Origin of the sequence: Acinetobacter sp. ANC 7912 (assembly GCF_039862785.1) — a bacterium.
Classification (GTDB): Bacteria; Pseudomonadota; Gammaproteobacteria; order Pseudomonadales; family Moraxellaceae; genus Acinetobacter; species Acinetobacter thermotolerans.
The window spans coordinates 851,671-872,588 of sequence record NZ_CP156795.1 but is presented as its reverse complement, the minus strand read 5'-3'; the positions used below and the strand labels follow the sequence as shown (position 1 = coordinate 872,588).

Annotated in this window: 17 protein-coding genes, 1 tRNA gene and 1 pseudogene; 10 read left to right on the top strand and 9 right to left on the bottom strand. The window is 41.1% G+C overall.

The window, feature by feature from the left end:
* Positions 1-71 precede the first annotated feature (71 nt).
* Positions 72-1,256, bottom strand: coding sequence for a molecular chaperone DnaJ (locus tag ABEF84_RS04380; RefSeq protein WP_075167554.1), 1,185 nt, complete (start codon positions 1,254-1,256; stop codon positions 72-74).
* Positions 1,257-1,349: 93 nt separating this feature from the next.
* Positions 1,350-2,380 (bottom strand): annotated as a pseudogene (locus ABEF84_RS04375) (molecular chaperone DnaJ).
* Positions 2,381-2,635: 255 nt separating this feature from the next.
* On the opposite strand from ABEF84_RS04375, the gene ABEF84_RS04370 reads away from it, so the two are divergent.
* Positions 2,636-3,313, top strand: coding sequence for a YetF domain-containing protein (locus tag ABEF84_RS04370; protein WP_347453687.1), 678 nt, complete (start codon positions 2,636-2,638; stop codon positions 3,311-3,313).
* Here the strand turns inward: ABEF84_RS04370 and ABEF84_RS04365 are convergent.
* From ABEF84_RS04365 to ABEF84_RS04355, 3 genes are all read right to left on the bottom strand, one after another.
* On the bottom strand, positions 3,310-3,999 hold the full coding sequence (locus ABEF84_RS04365; protein ID WP_347453686.1) for an HAD family hydrolase: 690 nt from the start codon (positions 3,997-3,999) through the stop codon (positions 3,310-3,312). The genes ABEF84_RS04370 and ABEF84_RS04365 overlap by 4 nt on opposite strands.
* A gap of 140 nt (positions 4,000-4,139) precedes the next feature.
* Positions 4,140-5,270: a porin gene (locus ABEF84_RS04360; protein ID WP_347453685.1), complete on the bottom strand. Its 1,131-nt coding sequence runs from the start codon at positions 5,268-5,270 to the stop codon at positions 4,140-4,142.
* Positions 5,271-5,395: 125 nt separating this feature from the next.
* Positions 5,396-6,649 (bottom strand): MFS transporter, encoded by a 1,254-nt coding sequence (locus ABEF84_RS04355; RefSeq protein ID WP_347473770.1) that lies wholly within the window; start codon positions 6,647-6,649, stop codon positions 5,396-5,398.
* Positions 6,650-6,779: 130 nt separating this feature from the next.
* On the opposite strand from ABEF84_RS04355, the gene ABEF84_RS04350 reads away from it, so the two are divergent.
* The 5 genes from ABEF84_RS04350 (at position 6,780) to putP (ending at position 11,532) form a co-directional block, all read left to right on the top strand.
* Positions 6,780-7,409, top strand: a complete 630-nt coding sequence (locus ABEF84_RS04350; protein ID WP_347456234.1) for a 1-acyl-sn-glycerol-3-phosphate acyltransferase — start codon at positions 6,780-6,782, stop codon at positions 7,407-7,409.
* A 64-nt stretch (positions 7,410-7,473) separates the two neighbouring features.
* Complete coding sequence (locus ABEF84_RS04345) at positions 7,474-8,391, top strand: patatin-like phospholipase family protein (protein WP_347473769.1); 918 nt, start codon at positions 7,474-7,476, stop codon at positions 8,389-8,391.
* Between the two features lie 99 nt (positions 8,392-8,490).
* Positions 8,491-8,952, top strand: a complete 462-nt coding sequence (locus ABEF84_RS04340; protein ID WP_347453682.1) for an NfeD family protein — start codon at positions 8,491-8,493, stop codon at positions 8,950-8,952.
* Between the two features lie 15 nt (positions 8,953-8,967).
* Positions 8,968-9,825 (top strand): SPFH domain-containing protein, encoded by an 858-nt coding sequence (locus tag ABEF84_RS04335; RefSeq protein WP_347454414.1) that lies wholly within the window; start codon positions 8,968-8,970, stop codon positions 9,823-9,825.
* 216 nt (positions 9,826-10,041) lie between these two features.
* On the top strand, positions 10,042-11,532 hold the full coding sequence (gene putP, locus ABEF84_RS04330; protein ID WP_034585415.1) for a sodium/proline symporter PutP: 1,491 nt from the start codon (positions 10,042-10,044) through the stop codon (positions 11,530-11,532).
* A 73-nt stretch (positions 11,533-11,605) separates the two neighbouring features.
* Here putP and ABEF84_RS04325 read toward each other — a convergent pair whose 3' ends face one another.
* The 3 genes from ABEF84_RS04325 to ABEF84_RS04315 form a co-directional block, all read right to left on the bottom strand.
* Entirely contained in the window at positions 11,606-12,514 is a 909-nt protein-coding gene (locus tag ABEF84_RS04325; RefSeq protein WP_034585418.1) for a polyprenyl synthetase family protein, read from the bottom strand.
* 220 nt (positions 12,515-12,734) lie between these two features.
* On the bottom strand, positions 12,735-13,928 hold the full coding sequence (prpF, locus tag ABEF84_RS04320) for a 2-methylaconitate cis-trans isomerase PrpF (RefSeq protein ID WP_034585423.1): 1,194 nt from the start codon (positions 13,926-13,928) through the stop codon (positions 12,735-12,737).
* Between the two features lie 90 nt (positions 13,929-14,018).
* Positions 14,019-14,841, bottom strand: a protein-coding gene (locus tag ABEF84_RS04315; protein WP_141667073.1) for an IS5 family transposase whose coding sequence is annotated in 2 segments (ribosomal slippage) — positions 14,019-14,459 and positions 14,461-14,841 — 822 coding nt in all. Because the reading frame shifts where the segments join, the coding sequence is not laid out codon by codon here.
* Positions 14,842-15,148: 307 nt separating this feature from the next.
* Here ABEF84_RS04315 and ABEF84_RS04310 point away from each other — a divergent pair.
* The 4 genes from ABEF84_RS04310 to ABEF84_RS04295 all read left to right on the top strand — a co-directional run bounded on the left by ABEF84_RS04310 (position 15,149) and on the right by ABEF84_RS04295 (position 20,064).
* Entirely contained in the window at positions 15,149-16,501 is a 1,353-nt protein-coding gene (locus ABEF84_RS04310) for an amino acid permease (RefSeq protein WP_347455586.1), read from the top strand.
* A gap of 93 nt (positions 16,502-16,594) precedes the next feature.
* A tRNA-Arg gene (locus ABEF84_RS04305) sits at positions 16,595-16,667 on the top strand.
* Between the two features lie 336 nt (positions 16,668-17,003).
* On the top strand, positions 17,004-18,545 hold the full coding sequence (locus tag ABEF84_RS04300; protein ID WP_347455585.1) for an outer membrane protein transport protein: 1,542 nt from the start codon (positions 17,004-17,006) through the stop codon (positions 18,543-18,545).
* Between the two features lie 322 nt (positions 18,546-18,867).
* Positions 18,868-20,064, top strand: a complete 1,197-nt coding sequence (locus ABEF84_RS04295) for an outer membrane protein transport protein (protein WP_347455584.1) — start codon at positions 18,868-18,870, stop codon at positions 20,062-20,064.
* 58 nt (positions 20,065-20,122) lie between these two features.
* On the opposite strand, the gene thrH is transcribed toward ABEF84_RS04295, so the two are convergent.
* The gene (thrH, locus tag ABEF84_RS04290; protein WP_347455583.1) at positions 20,123-20,740 is read right to left on the bottom strand and encodes a bifunctional phosphoserine phosphatase/homoserine phosphotransferase ThrH; all 618 of its coding nucleotides are present in this window, start codon (positions 20,738-20,740) and stop codon (positions 20,123-20,125) included.
* Positions 20,741-20,918: the final 178 nt, after the last annotated feature.

The following is a 20,918-nucleotide window of genomic DNA, read 5'->3' as shown; positions in this document are numbered from 1 at the left end:
CAGCGGGTTAAAGTGCATAAAAAAAGCATCGTCAAAATGACGATGCTCTGAATGACAATCAATGCTAAAAATTACTCAAATGACCAACTAAATGCTCTGCTTTTCAGTAAAATTTTTAAGTAATCAAAATCCTTATAATCATTTAAACGCTTTTCATCTCTTAACAGTTTTGCTTGAATATCTGCTAAATCGCGTTGATATTTTTTTATCAAATCAACAGGTTTAAAACGCTGTTTGTAAAAACCAGAGCCGATCCAATCAAATGAATAAATAATATCATCTATTTCAAATTGCAATTTCTCTACTTGCTCTTCCAACAATAAATTATAAGATTTCAAATGCTCATTCGCGATTTTTGTTGCCTGTTCCTGATCACCTTGCGCTGTAAAAACACGCAATTTCAAAAGAGTAAGCAAATCTTTTTCCTCTAATGCAGCATTTGCTTGCTGTAATAATTCGGTTTTTTCAATGCGCTTTTGTTCATCTTGCTCTCGATCAGGGTGAATTAAGGCAGCAATTTTTGAATAAATGCTTTTTAGAGATTGCCCTGCCATTTTTTTCGCTTCTTCAAGCTGTGTTTGCTTCTTTAAAATTTTCTTTTTTTCCTTTTCAACAAACTTTTGATATTCATCACGCTCATCTTCATTAAGCTGATTTTGAATAAAATTTGCTTCTTCTCGATCTAATTTATCTTTTACTTTTTCCATAAACGCGTCGAGATTATTGAGATCCAAATCAAAGTCAAGCCAAGCTACGGGTACCCCGATTTGGTCTGCTATCATTTCTTTTATGGCTTGTTTTTGCATCATTTCATCAGCATCATGCGCTTGATGCGAATGATCATTTACATGAGAGCTGACTTCTTCAGCATCAGCACTTTCTTCTATCAGCTCATAATGTTGAGCAATGATAAGCGTCAACTCATGTTGTTGTTCAGAAAGATTCGGATTATTAAGCAGCTGACTCGCTAAAATTGAAATTTTTTCATCTAAACGCACTAAATATGTTTTTGCGATTTTATGCGTATTTTTATATTGCCAAAGCGTCTCTAATTGAGCGAACAAAACGTGGTGCCACTGACGATATACAGGTAATAGCTCATCTCTTGCATCCTCTTGAACTTGTTTTTGCGTTTGTTGCCAGTCCGCCAATACCATTTGTAATTGCTCAATTTTTTCAAGCAACCGATTAAACTTTTTTTGTTGTGCCGATAATTTTTCACTCGTTTGATAAATGCTTAAATCTAAATTGCTCATTCACTGACTTCAACGCTAATCTTAATTTCTGTAATATTTTAGCATAATGAATAGCATACAAACTTTTTGCTTAGTTCAAAAAAACTATATTCTTTACAAAACCCCATGCTCCAACAACATCCCTAGCCCACTCTCTTTCCCCATAAAACTCAGCCGTTGCTTCTCCGCTTTTAACTGATGCTTCACGTTCGACACATCCGCATCAATCTGTTTATACAACTGCTCAATATTGAGTTGCCCTTTGGACTTTTGCACCGCAATTTTGGCTTTATTTGACCATACAAGCGAGTTAATCAATTCCTGCATCTGCTGTTTTAAGGACTGGCTTTGTGCTTCTAACGCCTGTTGGTAAAACTTGAATTGTTCTGTGCTTAAACCTTTGTTTGAACCGTTTTTACTTTGCTCAACTTCAAGCTGAAGTTTCAGTAAAAAGAATAAATCTTCCTGTTCGTATGCTTCATTGGCACGTTGTAAAAGCTCGGTCTTTTCCTCTTTTTTAGCTTCATCGGGCTCACGATCAGGGTGAATGATGGAAGCAATCTTGAGATACACAGTTTTGAGTGATTGATTCACCATCTTTTCAGCTTGCGCTTGTTTTTCTTGCTGACGTTTTAACTTGGCTTGCTCACGTGCTTGTTGGTATTGATCATTATTCCAATCTTCAAATACATCATCGGCTTGGACTGTTTCAGTTTCAGGCTCATCAAAAGTGTCTATATTTTTCTTCTTGTTTTTTTCTTGCTGTATTCATCTGCCTGCTGATAATAGACATGCATTTTTTCCACTTCATCTAACTGCTTTTGACTCAGCAAATGTGAACCTTGTAGTAACCGTGCTAAAGTTTGGATTTTATCTTCCACCAATGCTGTATTTGATTTCGTGAAACTATAACTACTTAGACCATTCCAAAGTGTCTTCATCTGTTCATACAAAGTGCTATATAACTCACGATACGCAGGCATCAGCGCCTTTTGACTATAGGCACGAATGTCATCTTGGGCATGTTGCCATGCAAGCAATAACTGTTTCTGCTGTTCAATCTCATCAATTAAACGATTCAGCTTCTGATGCTGTGGTGAGACTTCAAGCACCATGTTTGGCATGGTTTTCAGCGCAAAAGGCATAGGGAAGATAAAAGCAAAAGAGAAATTATACCTGATTTATGTGAAAGTATTTTTTGACTCATCTCAGTAAAACTGAAGCAAAGCAAAATCCTGAGCAAATAAGCCTTAACATTACATGGCTTCAGATCAGGTAATTTTTTGAATTAACCAAGTCACTCAAATCATTGCAGTTTATTACGCAACTATAAACATTCAGCCGCCGCAATTCATGCATAGTATCAACAAAGACCAACAGATTATAAAAAGGACATTCACATGGATTGGGCCAGTATTTTTATTCATGACACCACCTGGGCTTTTGCTGCTGAAATTAGCGTGCGTGCCATCCTCATGTTCAGCATGATCATTATTTTTTTACGTCTGACTGGAAAACGTGGTGTGCGCCAGCTGTCAATTTTTGAACTGGCGATTATTCTATCGCTGGGTTCAATTGCCGGCGACCCGATGTTCACCGAAGATCTGCCGCTGATTCAGGCCCTGCTAATCATGAGCATCGTGATTTTCCTGTATCGTCTGGTGACCTGGTTAATGATGAAATACCAACCCTTTGAAGATCTGCTGGAAGGTAAGTCACTGTATATTGTCGAAGATGGTGAGCTGGTCTTAGAAAAGATTAAGCGCGGTAAAATGTCGCATGATGAATTCTTTGCCGAAATGCGCCAGCAAGGGGTCGAACATCTGGGACAGGTACGGGTCGGTTTACTCGAAAATGATGGCAAGTTTAGCATCCTGTTTTTTTCCAATGATCAGGTGCGTTACGGTTTGCCCCTGTTTCCCAAAGCCTGTCAGGAAATTACCGAAGTCAAACCGCATACCCATTACGCCTGCGTATACTGTGGCTATACCGATTTTTTGCAAAGTGCCGAGCAGATCTGCCCGCGTTGTGACAGCTGTCACTGGACTGAAGCCATCAATACCCAGCGCCAAACTTAAGCTTTGAGATAATCTAGCACTTCGACCAGATTCTGGATTTTTCTTTCAATCGGTTGCACAGGAGTATGAAAGCCTTCCATCCATAAACTTTGCATACCCGCATTTTCTGCCCCTTGAATATCGTTGATCGGGTGATCACCGATATATAGACAATGTTCTGGGGTAACTTCGAGCTTCTGTGCAGTATGTAGAAAAATCTCGGGATTCGGTTTGCTGATCCCGACCAATTCCGAACTGACAATTTCATCAAAATAATGACCAAATCCAAGCCCTTTAATGATATTCATCCGGGTGTCATGCCCACCATTAGAAATAATGGCCAGCTTATAATCTGCAGCTTTAAGTGATTGCAATAAGTTTTCTGCCTGCGGCATGGCTATGGCAAACTGACCAAAATTCTGAAACCAGAAATTGCTCAGTTCTTCTAATGGCGGCTGAGATTGCCAAGACAATTCTTGAAGCAAGGCAAAAGCAACTGATCCACCAATCGTGGAGTGTGTGAGTAGTTCTTTTTTAGGATATCCGCCATTATCAATACGGCGTACGATCTCGGTAATTTTTGCAACATCGACCAGATCTAGCGCATGACTATAATGCTCTGCCAGATATCGGCTATACGCCTGCACACTTAGGTCGCGATGGGTTAATGTATTGTCCAAGTCAAATAAAACAGCACGTATGGTCATAATGATATACATCAAACTTTTGCGCTTACTTTAACAGTTCAGACAGGGCTGCTATTCGCTTTAAACTCATAAGCTATACAAATATCCATATAAAAAGGCGATGTAAAAACATCGCCTTTTTTCAGATCATAAAATCTAAATTAGAATTTGTATTCTAGACCAGTACCTAGAACTGGTTGTTTAGTTTCATCAGAACCTTGTTCCAATGTTAAATAACCCGCATAACCATATGCTTTAACTTGTTTACTGAACGCGTAATCTGCACCTACTAAGATTTGTTGTGCATCAAAGTCAGATATACCATTTTCCTTAAAGCTTGTAGAATTTTGACTATATTGACCTTTAACTGTCCATGCTTGTGCATTTGGTAGATTATATTCAGCACCAATTAACCAACCTTGAGCATCATCAATAGCTGCTGAAGCACCCGTATTCCCGTTAACTTCTTCTACTTCTGAAGTTTGATAAAGCGCTTTTAATGCTAAACCACCATCTAAATTAACTCGCCCAATTGCACGAACTGTATTAGCTGCAGCAAAAGCTGCAAGTGGAGTACCTTCAGCATTTACAAGAACTTCTGGTGCAGAAGCATTACTGAAACCACGCCCTAGGAAGTTAGTTGGAATTGCTTTGTCATAAGCGATACCCGCAACAACTACAGGGCTGTCATAGACTACGGAAGCAGACCAAGCATCACCTAAACCACGATTTGCAGTTTTAACTACACCTTTGTCAGATTTAATTCCTGAATTTTCACCAGTTGCCAGTAAAGCATTAACTTTAATCTTACCTTCAGACAAAGCAATTGCTGGAGCTTCATAAACTACTGCATTTGCTACACGGCTTTCACCTGTGAAAATACCATTTACATCAGCACGGTTACCTACATAGTTATTGAAAGTATCTACCGGGCTAGACAATTGTTTTAATGGAGTATCATGTGCACCAATTTTTAATGTACCTAGTTTTGCATCTTTTAAACCAACAAAACGGTTACGCTTAGACCAGTCATCCCCTTCGCCATCAGAATTAAATGCCCATTCAATCGCATAAATACCGCTTAAACGATCAGTCAGTTTTTCTTCACCTTTTAAACCAACGAATGAGCTATTTGAACTTAGTTCAACTACATCTTTATCTGATACTGGAGAAGCATTATCTTCAGGTAAGTAATCTACAGATGCATCAATTTCACCATAAAAAGTTGGTGCTGCAAAAGTTGTCCCCGCTAAAAGGCTTAATGCAATCGCTGTTGCTAACTTAGTTTTCATTTCAATAGTCCTTTGGTTAATTTTGTAACAAATCATACACAACGTCTTTATACTACAAAATTATTAAAAACATATTTATATATTCTTTTTAGTACTTTAGGCTAATATCCAACCAAACAATTGATTCAGATCATTTTTAAATCACTTTCACGTTGTTTCATCCAACCGTTTATCGGGATTAAGCACAATATTGCAATAAAAACGATGCCATACAGATAATTCTGATAGCCCAACTTATCCCCTAATATTCCACTAATACTATAAAGTCCACCACTAACCGTCGCCATAATCGCGACTTGAAAAGTGAAGTCTGTGCCTGCTAAATGCTTACGGCTGTATTGCATTACTAACGTTAGCATTACAACTAGTAACATGGCAGAAATCATGTCTTCAGCTGCATTCACTATATAAATCACCACAGGTGCAACTGACTGCTTGGCCTCGTATTGCATGGCTAGCCAGGCATAAGCCATTAGGCTCATAATCTTAATGATTGAAAACACCAGTAAAGTTCGGGTACGGGAAAATATTTTCAAACACCAGCCCGCCAATCCTGCTCCGATCAGTGCTGCAAATGCACCGAGCATAGTGACGTAAATCCCGATCTGGCTAAAACTGAGTCCTAGATCCACCATCAACGGTTTGAGTAAAGGCCCAGATAAGCCATCAGCAATTTTAAAAGTGATTAGAACCGCTAACCAACAGCGTAATTCTGGTTGCTGGATAAAATACTGAAAATAGCTTTTTATTTGAAACTTTTGTTCAGACGTTGAATGATCTAGTGAATACCTTTGTGGCTCTTTATAAAGCAGTACCGGCAATGTATTGAGAAAAACTAAAGCAGCTAAAATCAGAAATGTGGTTTGCCATTGCAGAATATCCAGCAACCACAGAATTGCTCCACCACCGACAATAAACCCCAGCCGTGAACCAATCACCTGAAAAGTATTACCCCAATGCTGCTGTTCATTTTTTAGAATATTGACGGCAAGTCCATCGGTGGCAATATCCTGTGTCGCCCCAACGCCATTCATAAACAGCAACGCCACAAAAAAAGCCAACAGATACACTGGCTGGTTCAATGCATCGATCGGCATAAAAGACAGGATGATCAGTACGATGACCGACAACAGCTGTGTCGGAATAATCCAGCTACGATAATGCCCTTTTGCAGCTGAACCATACCGGTCTACCAACGGCGCCCAAAAAACTTTGATCGACCAAGGCAACATCAACAGGCCAAATCCACCGATATGGGTTAAAGATACGCCTTGAGCACGTAGAATGACTGGAAGTGCATGTGTCATAAATCCCACTGGCAAACCTTGCGCCCAGTACAAAGAAAACAGCAACAGGTAAATATTGCGCGTAACAGGCATAGGTCATCCTTTGGCAAAAGGTATAGGTGAAGGGTTAGAGATCTGACTTTTTTGCTAATGAATTTTTTATTTCAAACGAATAATACAATAAAAAATAAAGAATGTTGTCGTAATTAAAAGAGTCGTATAGATGGCAAAAAAATCTTTCCCTACCCTCCCACCGCTCGTTCCTGGACGTGGTAGTAAATTTAGCCGTGCTTTTTATAAAAAACTTTTTCTGGCACAAGGCTGGCAAATGGTAGGTGAATTCCCCAATCTTCCCAAAGCTGTTGCCATCATTTCCCCGCATACCTCGAACTTCGATGCCTGGCTGGGCTTTAATGCCCTACTGGGCTTAGGCATTCAGATCACGATTTTTGGTAAAGACAGCCTGTTCCGAACCCCACTGAAACCGATTTTGGAATGGATTGGTGTGGTTCCGGTAGTACGTGATACCCCACAAGGTCAAACCAAACAGATTGTCGATGTGATTAACAAAACCAATCATATCTGGGTGGGGATGGCTCCCGAAGGTTCTCGCAAAGCCCCTGAGAAAATTCGTAGTGGTTTCTATCATATTGCTAAGGCAGCCAAATTGCCGATCGTGATGTTTTCCTTTGATTATGATCATAAGATCATTCACATTTTGGGTGTTTACCATATTACTGGTGATTATGACTACGATCTGGAGCAGATCTATAAGCATTATGAAGGCAAGATTTCCGCCAAAAATCCAGATTGGATCGCCAAGCCACTACGTAAACTGGTGAAAAAGGACTAGGCAAAACTACACTTTTCTGCTGAGATAAGCCTGATTTGTCTATTAAATATTCAATATTTTTAGAATGAAAATAATTCGTTATGCCATGATTAGCTGTCTGGGCTTGAGCCTGGCAGCCTGTGATAAAAGCTCGACCAAACCCACAACAACGCCGACCATTAAAGCCCGTGAACCAGTGATTGCTCTTACCTTGGGTGGCGGTGGTGCCAAGGGATTTGCTCATATTGGAGTGATTAAAGTTTTGGAATCACATGGTATTAAACCGAAAATTGTCACAGGAACCAGTGCCGGAAGTTTTGTGGGCAGTTTGTATGCCAGTGGTAAAACACCTTTCCAATTACAGCAAATTGCACTGAATTTTAAAGAATCAGATATTCGTGACCTGACCTTAAACCGTCAAGGCATTATTGCCGGACAAAAGCTGCAAGATTATGTAAATAAGCAGATTGCCAATAAGCCGATTGAACAGTTCCCGATCCGTTTTGCCGCGGTCGCAACCCGTTTGGACACGGGTCGCAAGGCTGATTTTATTAAAGGCAACGCTGGTCAGGCAGTTCGTGCATCTTGCAGCATTCCAAATGTCTTTGTCCCTGCCACGATTGGCGGTAAACAGTATGTCGATGGTGGTTTGGTCAGCCCGATTCCGGTAAAAACCGCGAAAGACATGGGCGCGGATATTATCATCGCGGTAGATATTTCTGCCCGTCCGGATGGTAGCAAAGCCATGAATATATTTGGCTTGCTGGATCAGACCCTGAATATCATGGGACAGCGAAGTATTAATGAAGAGCTGAATCAGGCCAATGTGGTGATTCAACCCAAGGTCGGACATATTGGTACACTGGATTTAAAAGCCAGCAATGAAACCATTTTGGAAGGTGAAAAAGCAGCCCAACTAAAAATACGTGCTATTGAAAAACTGATAAGTGATTTCAGCAAATCACCTGCCACTTTGCAACCATCAGCTAAGCCAAAGTTCTAGCACAGGATTTCAGTAGGCATCGATAGCGACATCTGCTACATTGAAGTAGATATAAAAATCATGATGAATATTTAATTATTGAATGACATAGGCCAATTTATGGAATTTGTTCTCGAACCTTGGCACTGGTTTGTATTTGGCATTCTGCTAATCCTGTCGGAACTTATTTTGCCAGCATTTGCCGCCCTGTGGTTTGGTATTGGAGCGATTATGGTCGGCATCCTGTACTGGATGTTTCCGATGATGGGACTGACCACGCAGCTGCTGACCTGGATCATTTTGTCGGTGCTGTGTACGCTGGCCTGGTTCAAGTTTATCAAGCCACTTTCCGTGGATAAGACCAAAGCCGGACTGTCACGTGAAGCCACGATTGGTCAGATCGGCATGGTGATTCAGACTGATCTGAACAATGGTCAAGTGAAAGTGCGTTTTCCTTTACCTGTACTCGGTTCAGATGAATGGGATTGCCGCACGCTGAGTCCGGTACAGGTCGGTGACCGGGTACGCGTGGTAGATATTCTCGGCAATGATCTTGTGGTGCAACCGCATAGCAATAACTAACAAAAGGAAAATAATATGAGCGTGAGTTCTATCATTATGCTGGCCCTGCTGGCATTTGTTGCTGTCACCATTTTTAAAGGTGTGCGTATTGTTCCGCAAGGCTATAAATGGATCGTACAGCGTCTGGGTAAATACCATTCCACTCTGAATCCGGGCCTGAATTTTGTCATCCCATATATTGATGAAGTCGCTTATAAGGTCACCACCAAAGATATCGTGCTGGATATTCCGTCTCAGGAAGTAATTACCCGTGATAATGCCGTACTGCTGATGAATGCCGTGGCTTATATCAACCTGACTACACCTGAAAAAGCCGTCTATGGGATTGAAAATTATTCTTGGGCGATTCAGAACCTGGTACAAACTTCCCTGCGTTCAATTGTTGGTGAAATGGATCTGGATGATGCCCTGTCTTCCCGCGACCATATCAAGGCACGTCTGAAAGCCAGCATTTCTGATGACATTTCGGACTGGGGGATTACCCTAAAAACAGTCGAAATTCAGGATATTAAACCATCCCATACCATGCAGGCGGCGATGGAAGAACAGGCTGCTGCAGAACGTCAACGTCGTGCAACCGTGACCAAAGCGGACGGCGAAAAACAGGCCGCAATTCTGGAAGCCGATGGTCGTCTGGAAGCCTCTCGTCGTGATGCAGAAGCCCAAGTGGTTCTGGCTCAAGCTTCGCAACGTGCCATTGATATGGTGACTCAAGCGATTGGCGACAAGGAAATTCCTGTGGCTTATCTGCTCGGTGAACAATATGTGAAAGCCATGCAAGAGATGGCAAAATCTCCAAATGCCAAAACTGTGGTACTTCCGGCCGATGTGCTGAATACCATTCGTGGTGTCATGGGCCGTCATAATCCTTAAGGATTCTTAAGAAATTACGACAAATAGGCAGTCATTTGGCTGCCTATTTTCTTTTTAGTCAGAAAATCTCAGCAAAGATTGTGAAATTATGGTTAAATTTCGCGTTAATTTTTGAAATCTCCTGGATTCGAGGTTGCATAACTTTCGGATTAAAGTTCACTGCATCTGCCATAATCCTTATTTCGATCTACTGTCCAACTTCAAAATGGATACCGTATGAGCTCCCTAAATCCAACCTTAATAACCTTCCTGTTCTATATTGTCGCCATGATCGCGATCGGCCTGCTGGCTTATCGTGCGACAAGCAACTTTTCCGATTACATTTTAGGGGGCCGACGTTTAGGTAGTTTCGTCACTGCACTTTCTGCCGGGGCTTCCGATATGAGCGGCTGGCTGCTGATGGGTCTGCCAGGTGCGATCTACCTGTCAGGTCTGTCAGAAATGTGGATCGCCATTGGCCTGATCATTGGTGCCTGGATGAACTGGCTGCTGGTGGCCGGCCGTCTGCGTGTACATACCGAAGTACAACACAATGCCCTCACCTTACCCGACTATTTCTCCAATCGTTTTAATGACCAGAAAAAAGTACTGCGTATCGTTTCAGCCTGTGTAATTCTGATCTTCTTTGCAATTTACTGTGCATCCGGCATGGTCGCAGGTGCACGTCTGTTCGAAAGTATGTTCGCTCTGCCATACAGCACTGCCCTGTGGATTAGTGCGATTGCCACCATCAGCTATGTCTTTATTGGGGGCTTCCTGGCTGTCAGCTGGACCGATACCATTCAAGCAACCTTGATGATCTTCGCGCTGTTATTAACACCGATTGTCACCATTTTAAGTTTCTCGGATTTGTCACAAATGACGTTGGCTTTGGAAGCTGCACGTCCACAAGCTATGAATGTCATGGGCAACTTAAGCTTTGTAGCCATTATTTCCCTACTCGCTTGGGGCCTGGGTTACTTCGGCCAGCCGCATATTCTGGTGCGCTTTATGGCGGCAGATTCAGTGAAATCGATTCCGAATGCGCGTCGTATCGGCATGACCTGGATGACCCTGTGTCTCGGTGGTGCGGTAGCAGCTGGTTTCTTCGGGATCGCTTACTTCCAGGCGCATCCAGAATTGGCGGGTACGGTCACAGCCAACCCTGAAACCGTGTTTATGGAACTGACCAAAATCCTGTTTAACCCATGGGTTGCTGGTATCGTTCTGGCGGCAATTCTGGCAGCAGTGATGAGTACCCTGAGCTGTCAGTTACTGGTGTGTTCTAGTACCCTGACTGAAGACTTCTATAAATCCTTCTTGCGTAAAAATGCGTCTCAGAAAGAACTGGTTTGGGTGGGTCGTCTGATGGTGCTTTTGATTGCTTTACTGGCGATCTGGATGGCAGGTAACCCTGAATCTAAAGTCCTTGGTCTGGTCGCTTATGCATGGGCAGGTTTTGGTGCTGCCTTTGGTCCGCTGATTATTCTGTCGCTGTTCTGGAAACGCATGACATTGAATGGCGCATTAGCCGGTATGATCGTGGGTGCTGCAGTGGTGATTCTTTGGAAGAACCTGTTTGCCGCAACTGGCCTGTATGAAATCATTCCTGGCTTTATCTGTTCAATGATTGCGATTGTCGTGGTCAGCCTGATGGGCAAAGCACCGACTGCTGAAATTACCGATCGTTTTGAACAGGCAGAACGACTGTATAACGAAAGCAAATAAATTTAACTTTCAATAAAAAAGAGGACTTTAAGTCCTCTTTTTTATGCCTGTGCATTACAGCAATTGCTGATGATTAGTTCTTACGATGTAACAGGAATTGAGTAATCTGGGTCAATTCTTCCGCTTGCCCATCAAAATATGACAAAGCACTGAGAGCCTGATCATGTAGCTGTTTGGCATATTGCTGGGCTTTATCTAAGCCCATCAACGCAGGATAAGTTGATTTCTCAACCATCTCATCTTTACCAGCAGTTTTACCTAGTACTTCGGTATCGGAAATAATATCCAAAATATCATCCTGCACCTGGAACGCTAAACCAAGTGACTGTCCGAATTCACGTAGTTTCGGAATTGCCAGATCTGTGCCTTCAAAAATCGTTACGGCTGCCATCATGATCGCGGCAGAAATCAGTGCTCCGGTTTTATTGCGGTGAATGGTTTCCAAAGCATCCTGATCAATTTTTTTGCCTTCCGCCTGTAAATCCAGCACCTGACCATTGACCATTTTTGAAGACGCAGTTGCCAGAATCTGCATCTGCTTCAACACAATTGCCGGTTCTACTGATGGACCTTGATCAAACAGGCGGCTGCCCAGAATTTCAAACGCCATCGATTGCAGAATATCGCCAGCAAGTAAAGCCGTATCTTCACCAAAAGCCGCATGACAGGTCGGCTGACCACGGCGAAGTAAATCATTGTCCATACATGGCAGGTCATCATGTGCCAGCGAATAGCAATGGATAAATTCAATGGCTACTGCGGCACGGCGTACCGCTGCCATATTCTGATTAGATTTTAAAGCTGCTGTGGCATAGCATAAGGCTGGACGAACACGTTTACCACCCAACATCACCGCATGGTGCACCGCAGACTTTAACGGTTCAGGAATGGCAAAGGCATCAAGTGCTGTCAGTAGGTCCTGTTGAATACGATGTTGTGCTTGAGTCAATGCATGGGTTGACAGCTCAGTTATTGATGACACATTCGCCTCGGATACGTTGTCCAATAGAGTTTAATGACAAGATACTGCTCTTGCCGCTTTATACCGTTATTGTACCTTTAAACCTGAAGAATTATCAGCTTGAAATCCTGCTGTTGTTTTGTTCTATACCTGAATTTCAAATATCCAATCCTCTACAAATAATAAAAAACCACTGAGCTGGCAGTGGTTTTTAAAATCTAAGGAGAAACTTGAATAGAGATTATTCAACTAGCACTTCAGGGGGTACGCGTACCCAGCCTTCCATGATGACTCGAGCACTACGGCTCATAATGGCTTTTTTCACCTTCCATTCACCATTTTCCTGTACTGCCTGCGCACCCACACGCAAAGTTCCGGACGGATGACCAAAGCGTACCGCTTCACGTTCACCGCCACCTGCTGCCAGATTCACTAGAGTACCTGGAATAGCAGCCGCTGTACCAATCGATACTGCCACGGTACCCATCATGGCATGGTGCAACTTACCCATAGATAAGGCACGTACTAGCACATCAGTATCCTGTTCGGTAATCGCCTTACCACCAGATGAAACATAAGCTTTAGGCTCAGAAACAAAGGCAATCTTCGGCGTATGCTGGCGTTGTGCTGCTTCACTAATATCTGAAATCAGGCCCATTTTTAATGCACCATAAGCACGAATGGTTTCAAACTTTTTCAGTGCTGCCGGGTCGCTGTTAATATCTTCTTGCAGTTCTGTGCCCTGATAACCTAGGTCTTCGGCCTTCAGGAAAATCGTTGGAATCCCAGCATTGATCAAAGTCGCTTCGAAGGTGCCATAATCTGGAACGACTAACTGATCTACCAGATTGCCTGTTGGGAACATCGCTCCACCCTCGGCATCATCATCGGCTGGGTCAAGGAATTCAATTTGTACTTCAGCTGCTGGGAAAGTCACGCCATCCAGCTCAAAGTCACCGAGTTCCTGTACCTGACCATTCACAATAGGTACATGGGCAATAATAGTTTTCTGGATATTCACCTGCCAGATATGTACCGTACAGATGCCATTTTCCGGAATACGTGCGGAATCCACTAATCCATTGCTAATGGCAAATGAGCCGACACCTGCAGTCAGGTTGCCACAGTTGCCGCTCCAGTCGATAAAAGGCTGATCAATTGAGACCTGCCCAAACAAATAATCCACGTCATGATCGGGTTGCTGGCTTTTTGACAGAATCACGGTTTTACTGGTACTGGAGGTTGCATTGCCCAAGCCATCAATCTGCTTTCCATACGGATCTGGACTGCCAATGACACGTAATAACAACTGATCCCTGATTTTGCCCGGCTGTTGTGCTGCTTCTGGAAGATCTTCTAGTTTGAAAAAAACACCTTTACTGGTACCACCACGCATATAGGTAGCTGGAATCTTGATTTGCGGGGCAAAAGTCATAATTTTTGTCTTCCTTCGTCTTGTCTTTATTTTGTAAACAATTACGGGCGAAACCGGATTTTGAGTATAGTAGACCTCTTGCGAAAGTCGTTATTGCAAGTTCATCCGGTTTACCAGTGCAGCGATTAAGTTAATGCGTAAACCGAATCTTTTTCGTCTATTTCGATAGCGTTCACTTAGTATTCTAAATCTTTTCAATTGACTATTAATATGTTCGATTACAACTCGTATTTTTCCAATCATTTTATTGTAATTTTTCTCAGCATCAAATAAGGGGAAATTCTTCTTTTTCTTTATTGGCATCAATAACTTAAAGCCATCTTGCTCTAACCCATAGTACCCTAAATCGGTCATAACATAGTCACAATGTTTGAATTTCTTAACTGTTTTTCTTGCCAATTTAATATCATGCTGACTGCCAGACGATATATCTACTCCTATGATTTGTTTGCTCTTCGGATGATAGATCACTTGGGCTTTTAACGTATGTTTCTTCTTTTTACCACTGTAAAACTTACTCTGATTTTTTTTTCGGGCGTTCTATTGAACATTCTGTCGCATCAATAATTACCCAGTTAAATTGTTCGTCTGCTGTGGTAATGCTTCGTTTTGGCAGGGTAAAACGTCTTGATTTCATTAATGCATCTTCAACCTTTTTAATAGTTCGATTCACATTACTTTCAGCGATATGGTAATTTGCAGCCAATTCCAATTGAGTGCTGTAATTCCGTAAGTAATTGAGTGTTAATAATAATTGATCCTCTATAGCTAAAGTATGAGGACGCCCAGATTTCTTTTTAAGTGATTCTGCTTCTTTTAAAACTTCGACCATTTCACTAAAAACTGGTCGAGGTACACCAACCAAGCGCTTGAATTCAGAATCTGAAAAACGGTTTAATTTCTGATATTTCATGAAATCTATATTGAGGTAGTTTTTACTTTCGCAAGAGGTCTAGTATATTTATTGCGTGATACATTGACTGCAAGACCTTTGTATAAAAAAACAACATCTGCAAGTCGTCTATTTTCTAATGCGGATGAGAATTATCAGATTCAATAAAATTAATATATTGATTCGTTTATTATTTATTTAGTTTATTTTTATAATTATTTTTTATACATCTGATAATTATATTTCATTCAAAGACTTGCTCTAGGCTTATCTGGCCTGATCTATTACAATCTTTTCACTTATTTTTTACATTGTCGGGCTGAAAACTTTGAATAACGAGTCTTCACAACTTCAGCGTGGCTTAAAGAACCGTCATATTCAGTTGATCGCCATGGGCGGTGCAATTGGCACAGGCTTATTCTTAGGTTCCGCACAGGTGATCCAGTCTGCTGGTCCTTCGATTATTTTGGGCTATGCCATTGGTGGCTTTATTGCATTCCTGATCATGCGTCAATTGGGTGAAATGATTGTTCACGAACCAGTTGCTGGTTCGTTCAGCCATTTTGCTTATAAATACTGGGGTAAATTCCCCGGCTTCCTTGCAGGTTGGAACTACTGGATTTTATATATTCTGGTCGCCATGACCGAGCTTACCGCTGTCGCGAAATACATTAACTATTGGTGGCCACATATTCCAGCATGGGCATCAGTACTGTTTTTCTTTGTCGTGATTACCTTGGTCAACCTCGGCAATGTGAAATTCTATGGAGAATCGGAATTCTGGCTTTCTATCGTCAAAGTCACTGCCGTGATTTCGATGATTGTCTTTGGTCTGTATCTATTACTTACAGCCGATGCTTCGTCAACTGCAACATTTAGTAACCTGTGGACTGCGGGCGGTTTCTTCCCAAATGGCTTTGAAGGTTTATTCTATATGCTAGCTTTCCTAATGTTCGCCTTTGGTGGGATCGAACTGATTGGTATGGCAGCTGCAGAAGCGGAAAATCCGGAAAAAACCATTCCAAAAGCGATTAACCAGGTTGTGTTCCGTATCCTGATTTTCTATGTCGGGGCATTAACTATTCTGTTGTCACTGGTGCCTTGGAATCAGCTGGAACTTGGTGGTCTGGACAAGAGTCCCTTCGTGCTGATCTTTAGCCAGTTAGGCATTGACTGGGCAGCCCATCTACTGAACTTCATCATTCTGACTGCTGCCTTGTCTGTGTATAACAGTGGGATGTACGCCAATAGCCGTATGCTGTTTGGTCTGGCTAAACAAGGCAATGCTCCTAAAATGTTCCTGAAAGTGAACAAGCAAGGTACGCCGATCACTGCAGTATTGTTCTCTGCAATCCTGATTTTTGGTTGTGTATTGTTGAACTACTTTGTTCCAGAAGATGCCTTAAGCCACCTGATCTATGTTGTGGTGGGGGCACTGGTACTAAACTGGGCGATGATCAGCTTGACGCACTTCAAGTTTATTCAGCACATGAAACAGCTAGGCGAGAAAACCAAGTTCCCTGCCCTGTGGTCTCCATTTAGCAATGTGCTAGTACTTGGCTTTATTGCGATAATTCTTTACATCATGTGGACACAAGGCTTTAAGGAATCTGTGCTGATGCTTCCAATCTGGGTTGCGATCATGTTTGGTCTATTTAAAGCACTTCGCCCTAAAAATTGATTAAAAAATATTTTAGTAAAATGATTTTTAAAGTTATTGCTACGGCAATAACTTTTTTTTTACCTAGTTTTGGAGTAGATTAGGGTTCGTTTTGCGCCCTTAGCTTAACTGGATAGAGCAGTTGCCTCCTAAGCGACCGACGTGGGTTCGAGTCCCGCAGGGCGCACAAACTTTAAATATGTGAACTAATTAACAAAATATTTAAGAAATAATTCAAGAAATTTATATTTTTTTAATTCAATGTTTTCTATTTTAAAAAACTTTATTTTCAAATACTTACAGCATTAAGCTCCTTTCTAATTAGTATTTTTACTCTAATATGATGTTTTTTTGAACTCATTATTCAAGCTAGAGCATTTACTCTTTTTTTTATTATGCTATTTTTGACACATGGAGTAACAAAACAGCCATTGAAGGCATCGAAATGTCTCCAAAAACAATACCAAGCAAATACCGAATAATCGTTTAAAACTCCAATTTGTACCTCAAGGGAAGATGAAGAATGAAATTAAAAGCGCTTAGTACAGCAATGATTTTGGCAGCCTTACCAATGACTGGCGCGTTTGCAGCAGCTATGGATCGTTCTGGCCAATCAATGGCAGCATTTTTACAGCCTGGTAACTATTTTGAAGCAGGGATTTCTATACTAGATGCTGATGTATCTGGTAGAGAGGCTGGTGAAACAACCACACGCCGTGATATTGATGACATGGCAGAAAGCTACTATTTTCCTAATGCAGCTCTAAAAATCCAAGCTACTGATAACTTTTCAATAGGCTTATTATACGATCAGCCATTTGGTGCAAAAGCTAAATATACAGGTAATAATGCTTTTGTGTCAGATTATGGTACTGACACAATACTTCCACAAACAACTTTAAATAATATGCTTAGAGATCAGATTCGTACTGGTCTAGGCGATTCTTTTGATCAATTTAATCAGCAAGCTTTAGGTGGTAATTTTAACCAAGCCTCACCAGAACAAATTCAAGCTGCATTAAATGCTACAGCAGCACAATATCGTGCTGATGTAGAAGGACTCCCAGAAACTCTGCCAGCAGTTCAACAAGCTTTAGCAACTGCCACCGCTTTAGAAGGAGCAGCCAATAATATTGGAAATGCCTTAAATTCTAGATTCTTACTTGGAGAAGGAAATACAGTCGTTGACCTGAAATCACAAAATTTATCTTTAGTGTTCGGTTACCAGCCTACTGTAAATTGGAATCTTTACGCAGGTGCAGTTTACCAAACCGTTGAAGGTGATCTAAGTCTACGTGGCCAAGCTTATAGCATTTACAATGGTTATGATGCTACTCTTCCAGAAACTGATGCATGGGGTTGGTTAGCAGGCTTTGCTTATCAAATTCCAGAAATTGCATTAAAAGCTTCTGTTACTTATCGCTCCGAAATTGAACATGAAGCAAATGCAAGAGAATCTTTACCTGCTCTAGCAGCTCTTTCTCTGATTGATGCAACTCAAGGGCCTGTTTTTGCTAATGCTATTGCAAATGCCACAGGTAAATCTAAATTTACCACTCCTCAATCTGTAAACATCGATTTGCAATCAGGGATTATGCAAGATACGGTTGCATTCTTAAATGTTCGTTGGGTCGATTGGTCTGAATTTGCACTTCGCCCACTTAAATTTGGTATGTTAAGTGAAGTCGTAGGTCAATTAGATTCCGTAAATCGTCCTAATGGTTTTGATATTGTTAAATACGATAAGGATCAATGGACTGCTACTGCAGGTGTAGGCCGTAAACTTTCAGAAAAATGGGCTGGGAATGTATCTGTAGGTTGGGACTCAGGTGCTGGCAATCCAATCACTACACTTGGTCCAACTGATGGCTACTGGAATGTTGGTTTAGGCGTTCAATACAGCCCTGCACCAAATTACTTTATTGCCGGTGGTGTTAAATACTTCTGGTTAGGTGATGCAGAATCACAAACTGCAGCTCAAGTAGGTGAAGACAACCGTATCGTAGGTGATTTTAAAGATAATAACGCAATTGCTTATGGTCTAAAAATTGGTTACCGCTTCTAATATCTAGAACTTTAAAAAACCACCTTCGGGTGGTTTTTTTATTGTTTAAAATTTATTTTTATACACTTGTAAACTATCTGATGATTTAAACATCAATTAATTTTTAATTAATTTATGTGTCATTTCAGTCAATCCATATAAATAAAATATTATTTAATTCACATATTTAACCTTATATTTTTAGTACAAAAACTCTAACCCCTCCTATTTTAATTACTGATCAGTTCAAATCTTCATCAAAGGCGAGCATTTACTCTTTTTAATTTTATGTTACTTTTCCACAACTTTTTATTATGTTTATGCAACATTTCAAGGAAGAGCCATGAAGCTTAAGCCGATTTCTACTGCAATATTACTTGCAATACTTCCAACTTCAGCAGTTTTTGCTGGTGGTTTAGACCGTTCTGGTCAGTCTATTCAAGCATTTTTACAGCCGGGCAACTATGCAGAGGTTGGTATTTCGGTTTTAGATCCTGATGTCTCAGGAACTTCTAAAACTTCCGGTTTTGAAGGGGAGAAAATCAGTGATATGGCTGATGATTACTCTTTCATTAATGCGGCAATCAAAGTTCAAGCAACTGATAAAATTTCCTTAGGTCTGATTTATGACCAACCTTTTGGTGCAGATGCACAATATGATGCAGCTACTAATTCATTTGGAAATGGCTCAGAAGGTACATCAGTTGAAGTTAAAACTCAGAATTTAACAGCCCTTATAGGATATCAACCTACAGAAAACTGGAATTTTTATGCTGGTCCAGTTTGGCAAACGGTAGAAGCGGATATTAAATTACGTGGTCAAGCTTATAGTGTTCTTAGTGGCTATAACATTAAGCTAGAAGAAGAGGAAGCATTTGGCTGGTTAGCTGGTTTTGCTTATCAAATTCCTGAAATTGCGTTAAAAACGTCTATAACTTATCGTTCAGAAATTAAACATGATGCAAGTTCTCATGAAACATCTTTACTTCCTCAAGTTGCACAAGATCCTCGCGTATCTCCTGGACTTACAGCAGAACAAAAATATGCATTCCCACTGTTAGGTCATATTGATTCCAAAGTTAATGCAACAACTCCTCAGTCGGTAAATATTGATTTCCAAACTGGCGTCGCGCCAAATACACTTGCGTTCGCAAATGTGCGCTGGGTACATTGGGATCAGTTTACCGTCAGCCCGCAACTACTTAACACATTAGGCCAAGATCTAATTTCATATTCAGATGACCAATGGTCTGCAAATGTCGGTGTAGGCCATAAATTCTCAGATAAATGGTCTGCTTCTACTTCAATCGGTTGGGACTCTGGTGCAGGTAATCCTGTAACAACACTTGGTCCAACTGAAGGCTACTGGAGCTTAGGTCTGGGTGCTCAATATAGCCCTGCTGAAAATTACTTCATTCAAGCAGGAGTAAAACACTTATGGTTAGGTGACGCACACGCTCAAACAGGGGGCAATGTGGTTGCTGAATTTGAAGACAATAATGCATGGGCATACGGTATGAAGATCGGTTACCGTTTCTAATCTCAAACTTATGTAAATAAAAAAGCCGCATAAAGCGGCTTTTTTATTGTTTATTTTATTATGCTGGAATATCACGTACTGAAGCATTACGAATTGCTTCTTTTAATGCTGCGTAACCATGAATTGGCGGGAATTGCGGGAATTCTGCAATCACATTTTCTGGTGCATCGAATAAGAAGCCTTTGTCTGCTTCACCTAACATCGTAGTGTCATTATAAGAATCACCTGCCGCAATGACACGGAAGTTTAAACCATGTAATGCTTTCACTGCCTGACGTTTCTGGTCTGGCTGACGCAGTTTGTAGGCGGTGATCATGCCATTTTCATCAGTTTCCAGTTTGTGACAGAAAATCGTTGGCCAGCCCAGCTGTTTCATTAAAGGATGCGCAAATTCATAGAAAGTATCAGAAAGAATGATCAGCTGGAAATGAGTACGTACCCATTCTACAAATTCTTTAGCGCCTTCAAATGGACCCATATCAGCAATCACTTCCTGAATATCATTCAGGCCGAGACCATGCTGTTTTAGGATATTCAGACGCTGGGTCATCAGCACATCATAGTCAGGAATATCACGAGTCGTCGCTTCTAGTTCCTTAATCCCTGTTTTCTTTGCAAAATTGATCCAAATTTCAGGAACCAGAACACCTTCAAGATCCAGACATACGACTTCCATGAATATTCCCCTCAGCAGTCTTATTTAAAAAATTTCGCATATCATAGCTGAATCTTCACATTTTGCACTGTTCTTTTTTAAATCTATTTTTTTCATAAGCATTTATTTTTTAGTGATAAGGTGACTAATTCTATTCTATTAAAATAGATGTGAAATTAATTAATATAGGCAGAGTTAT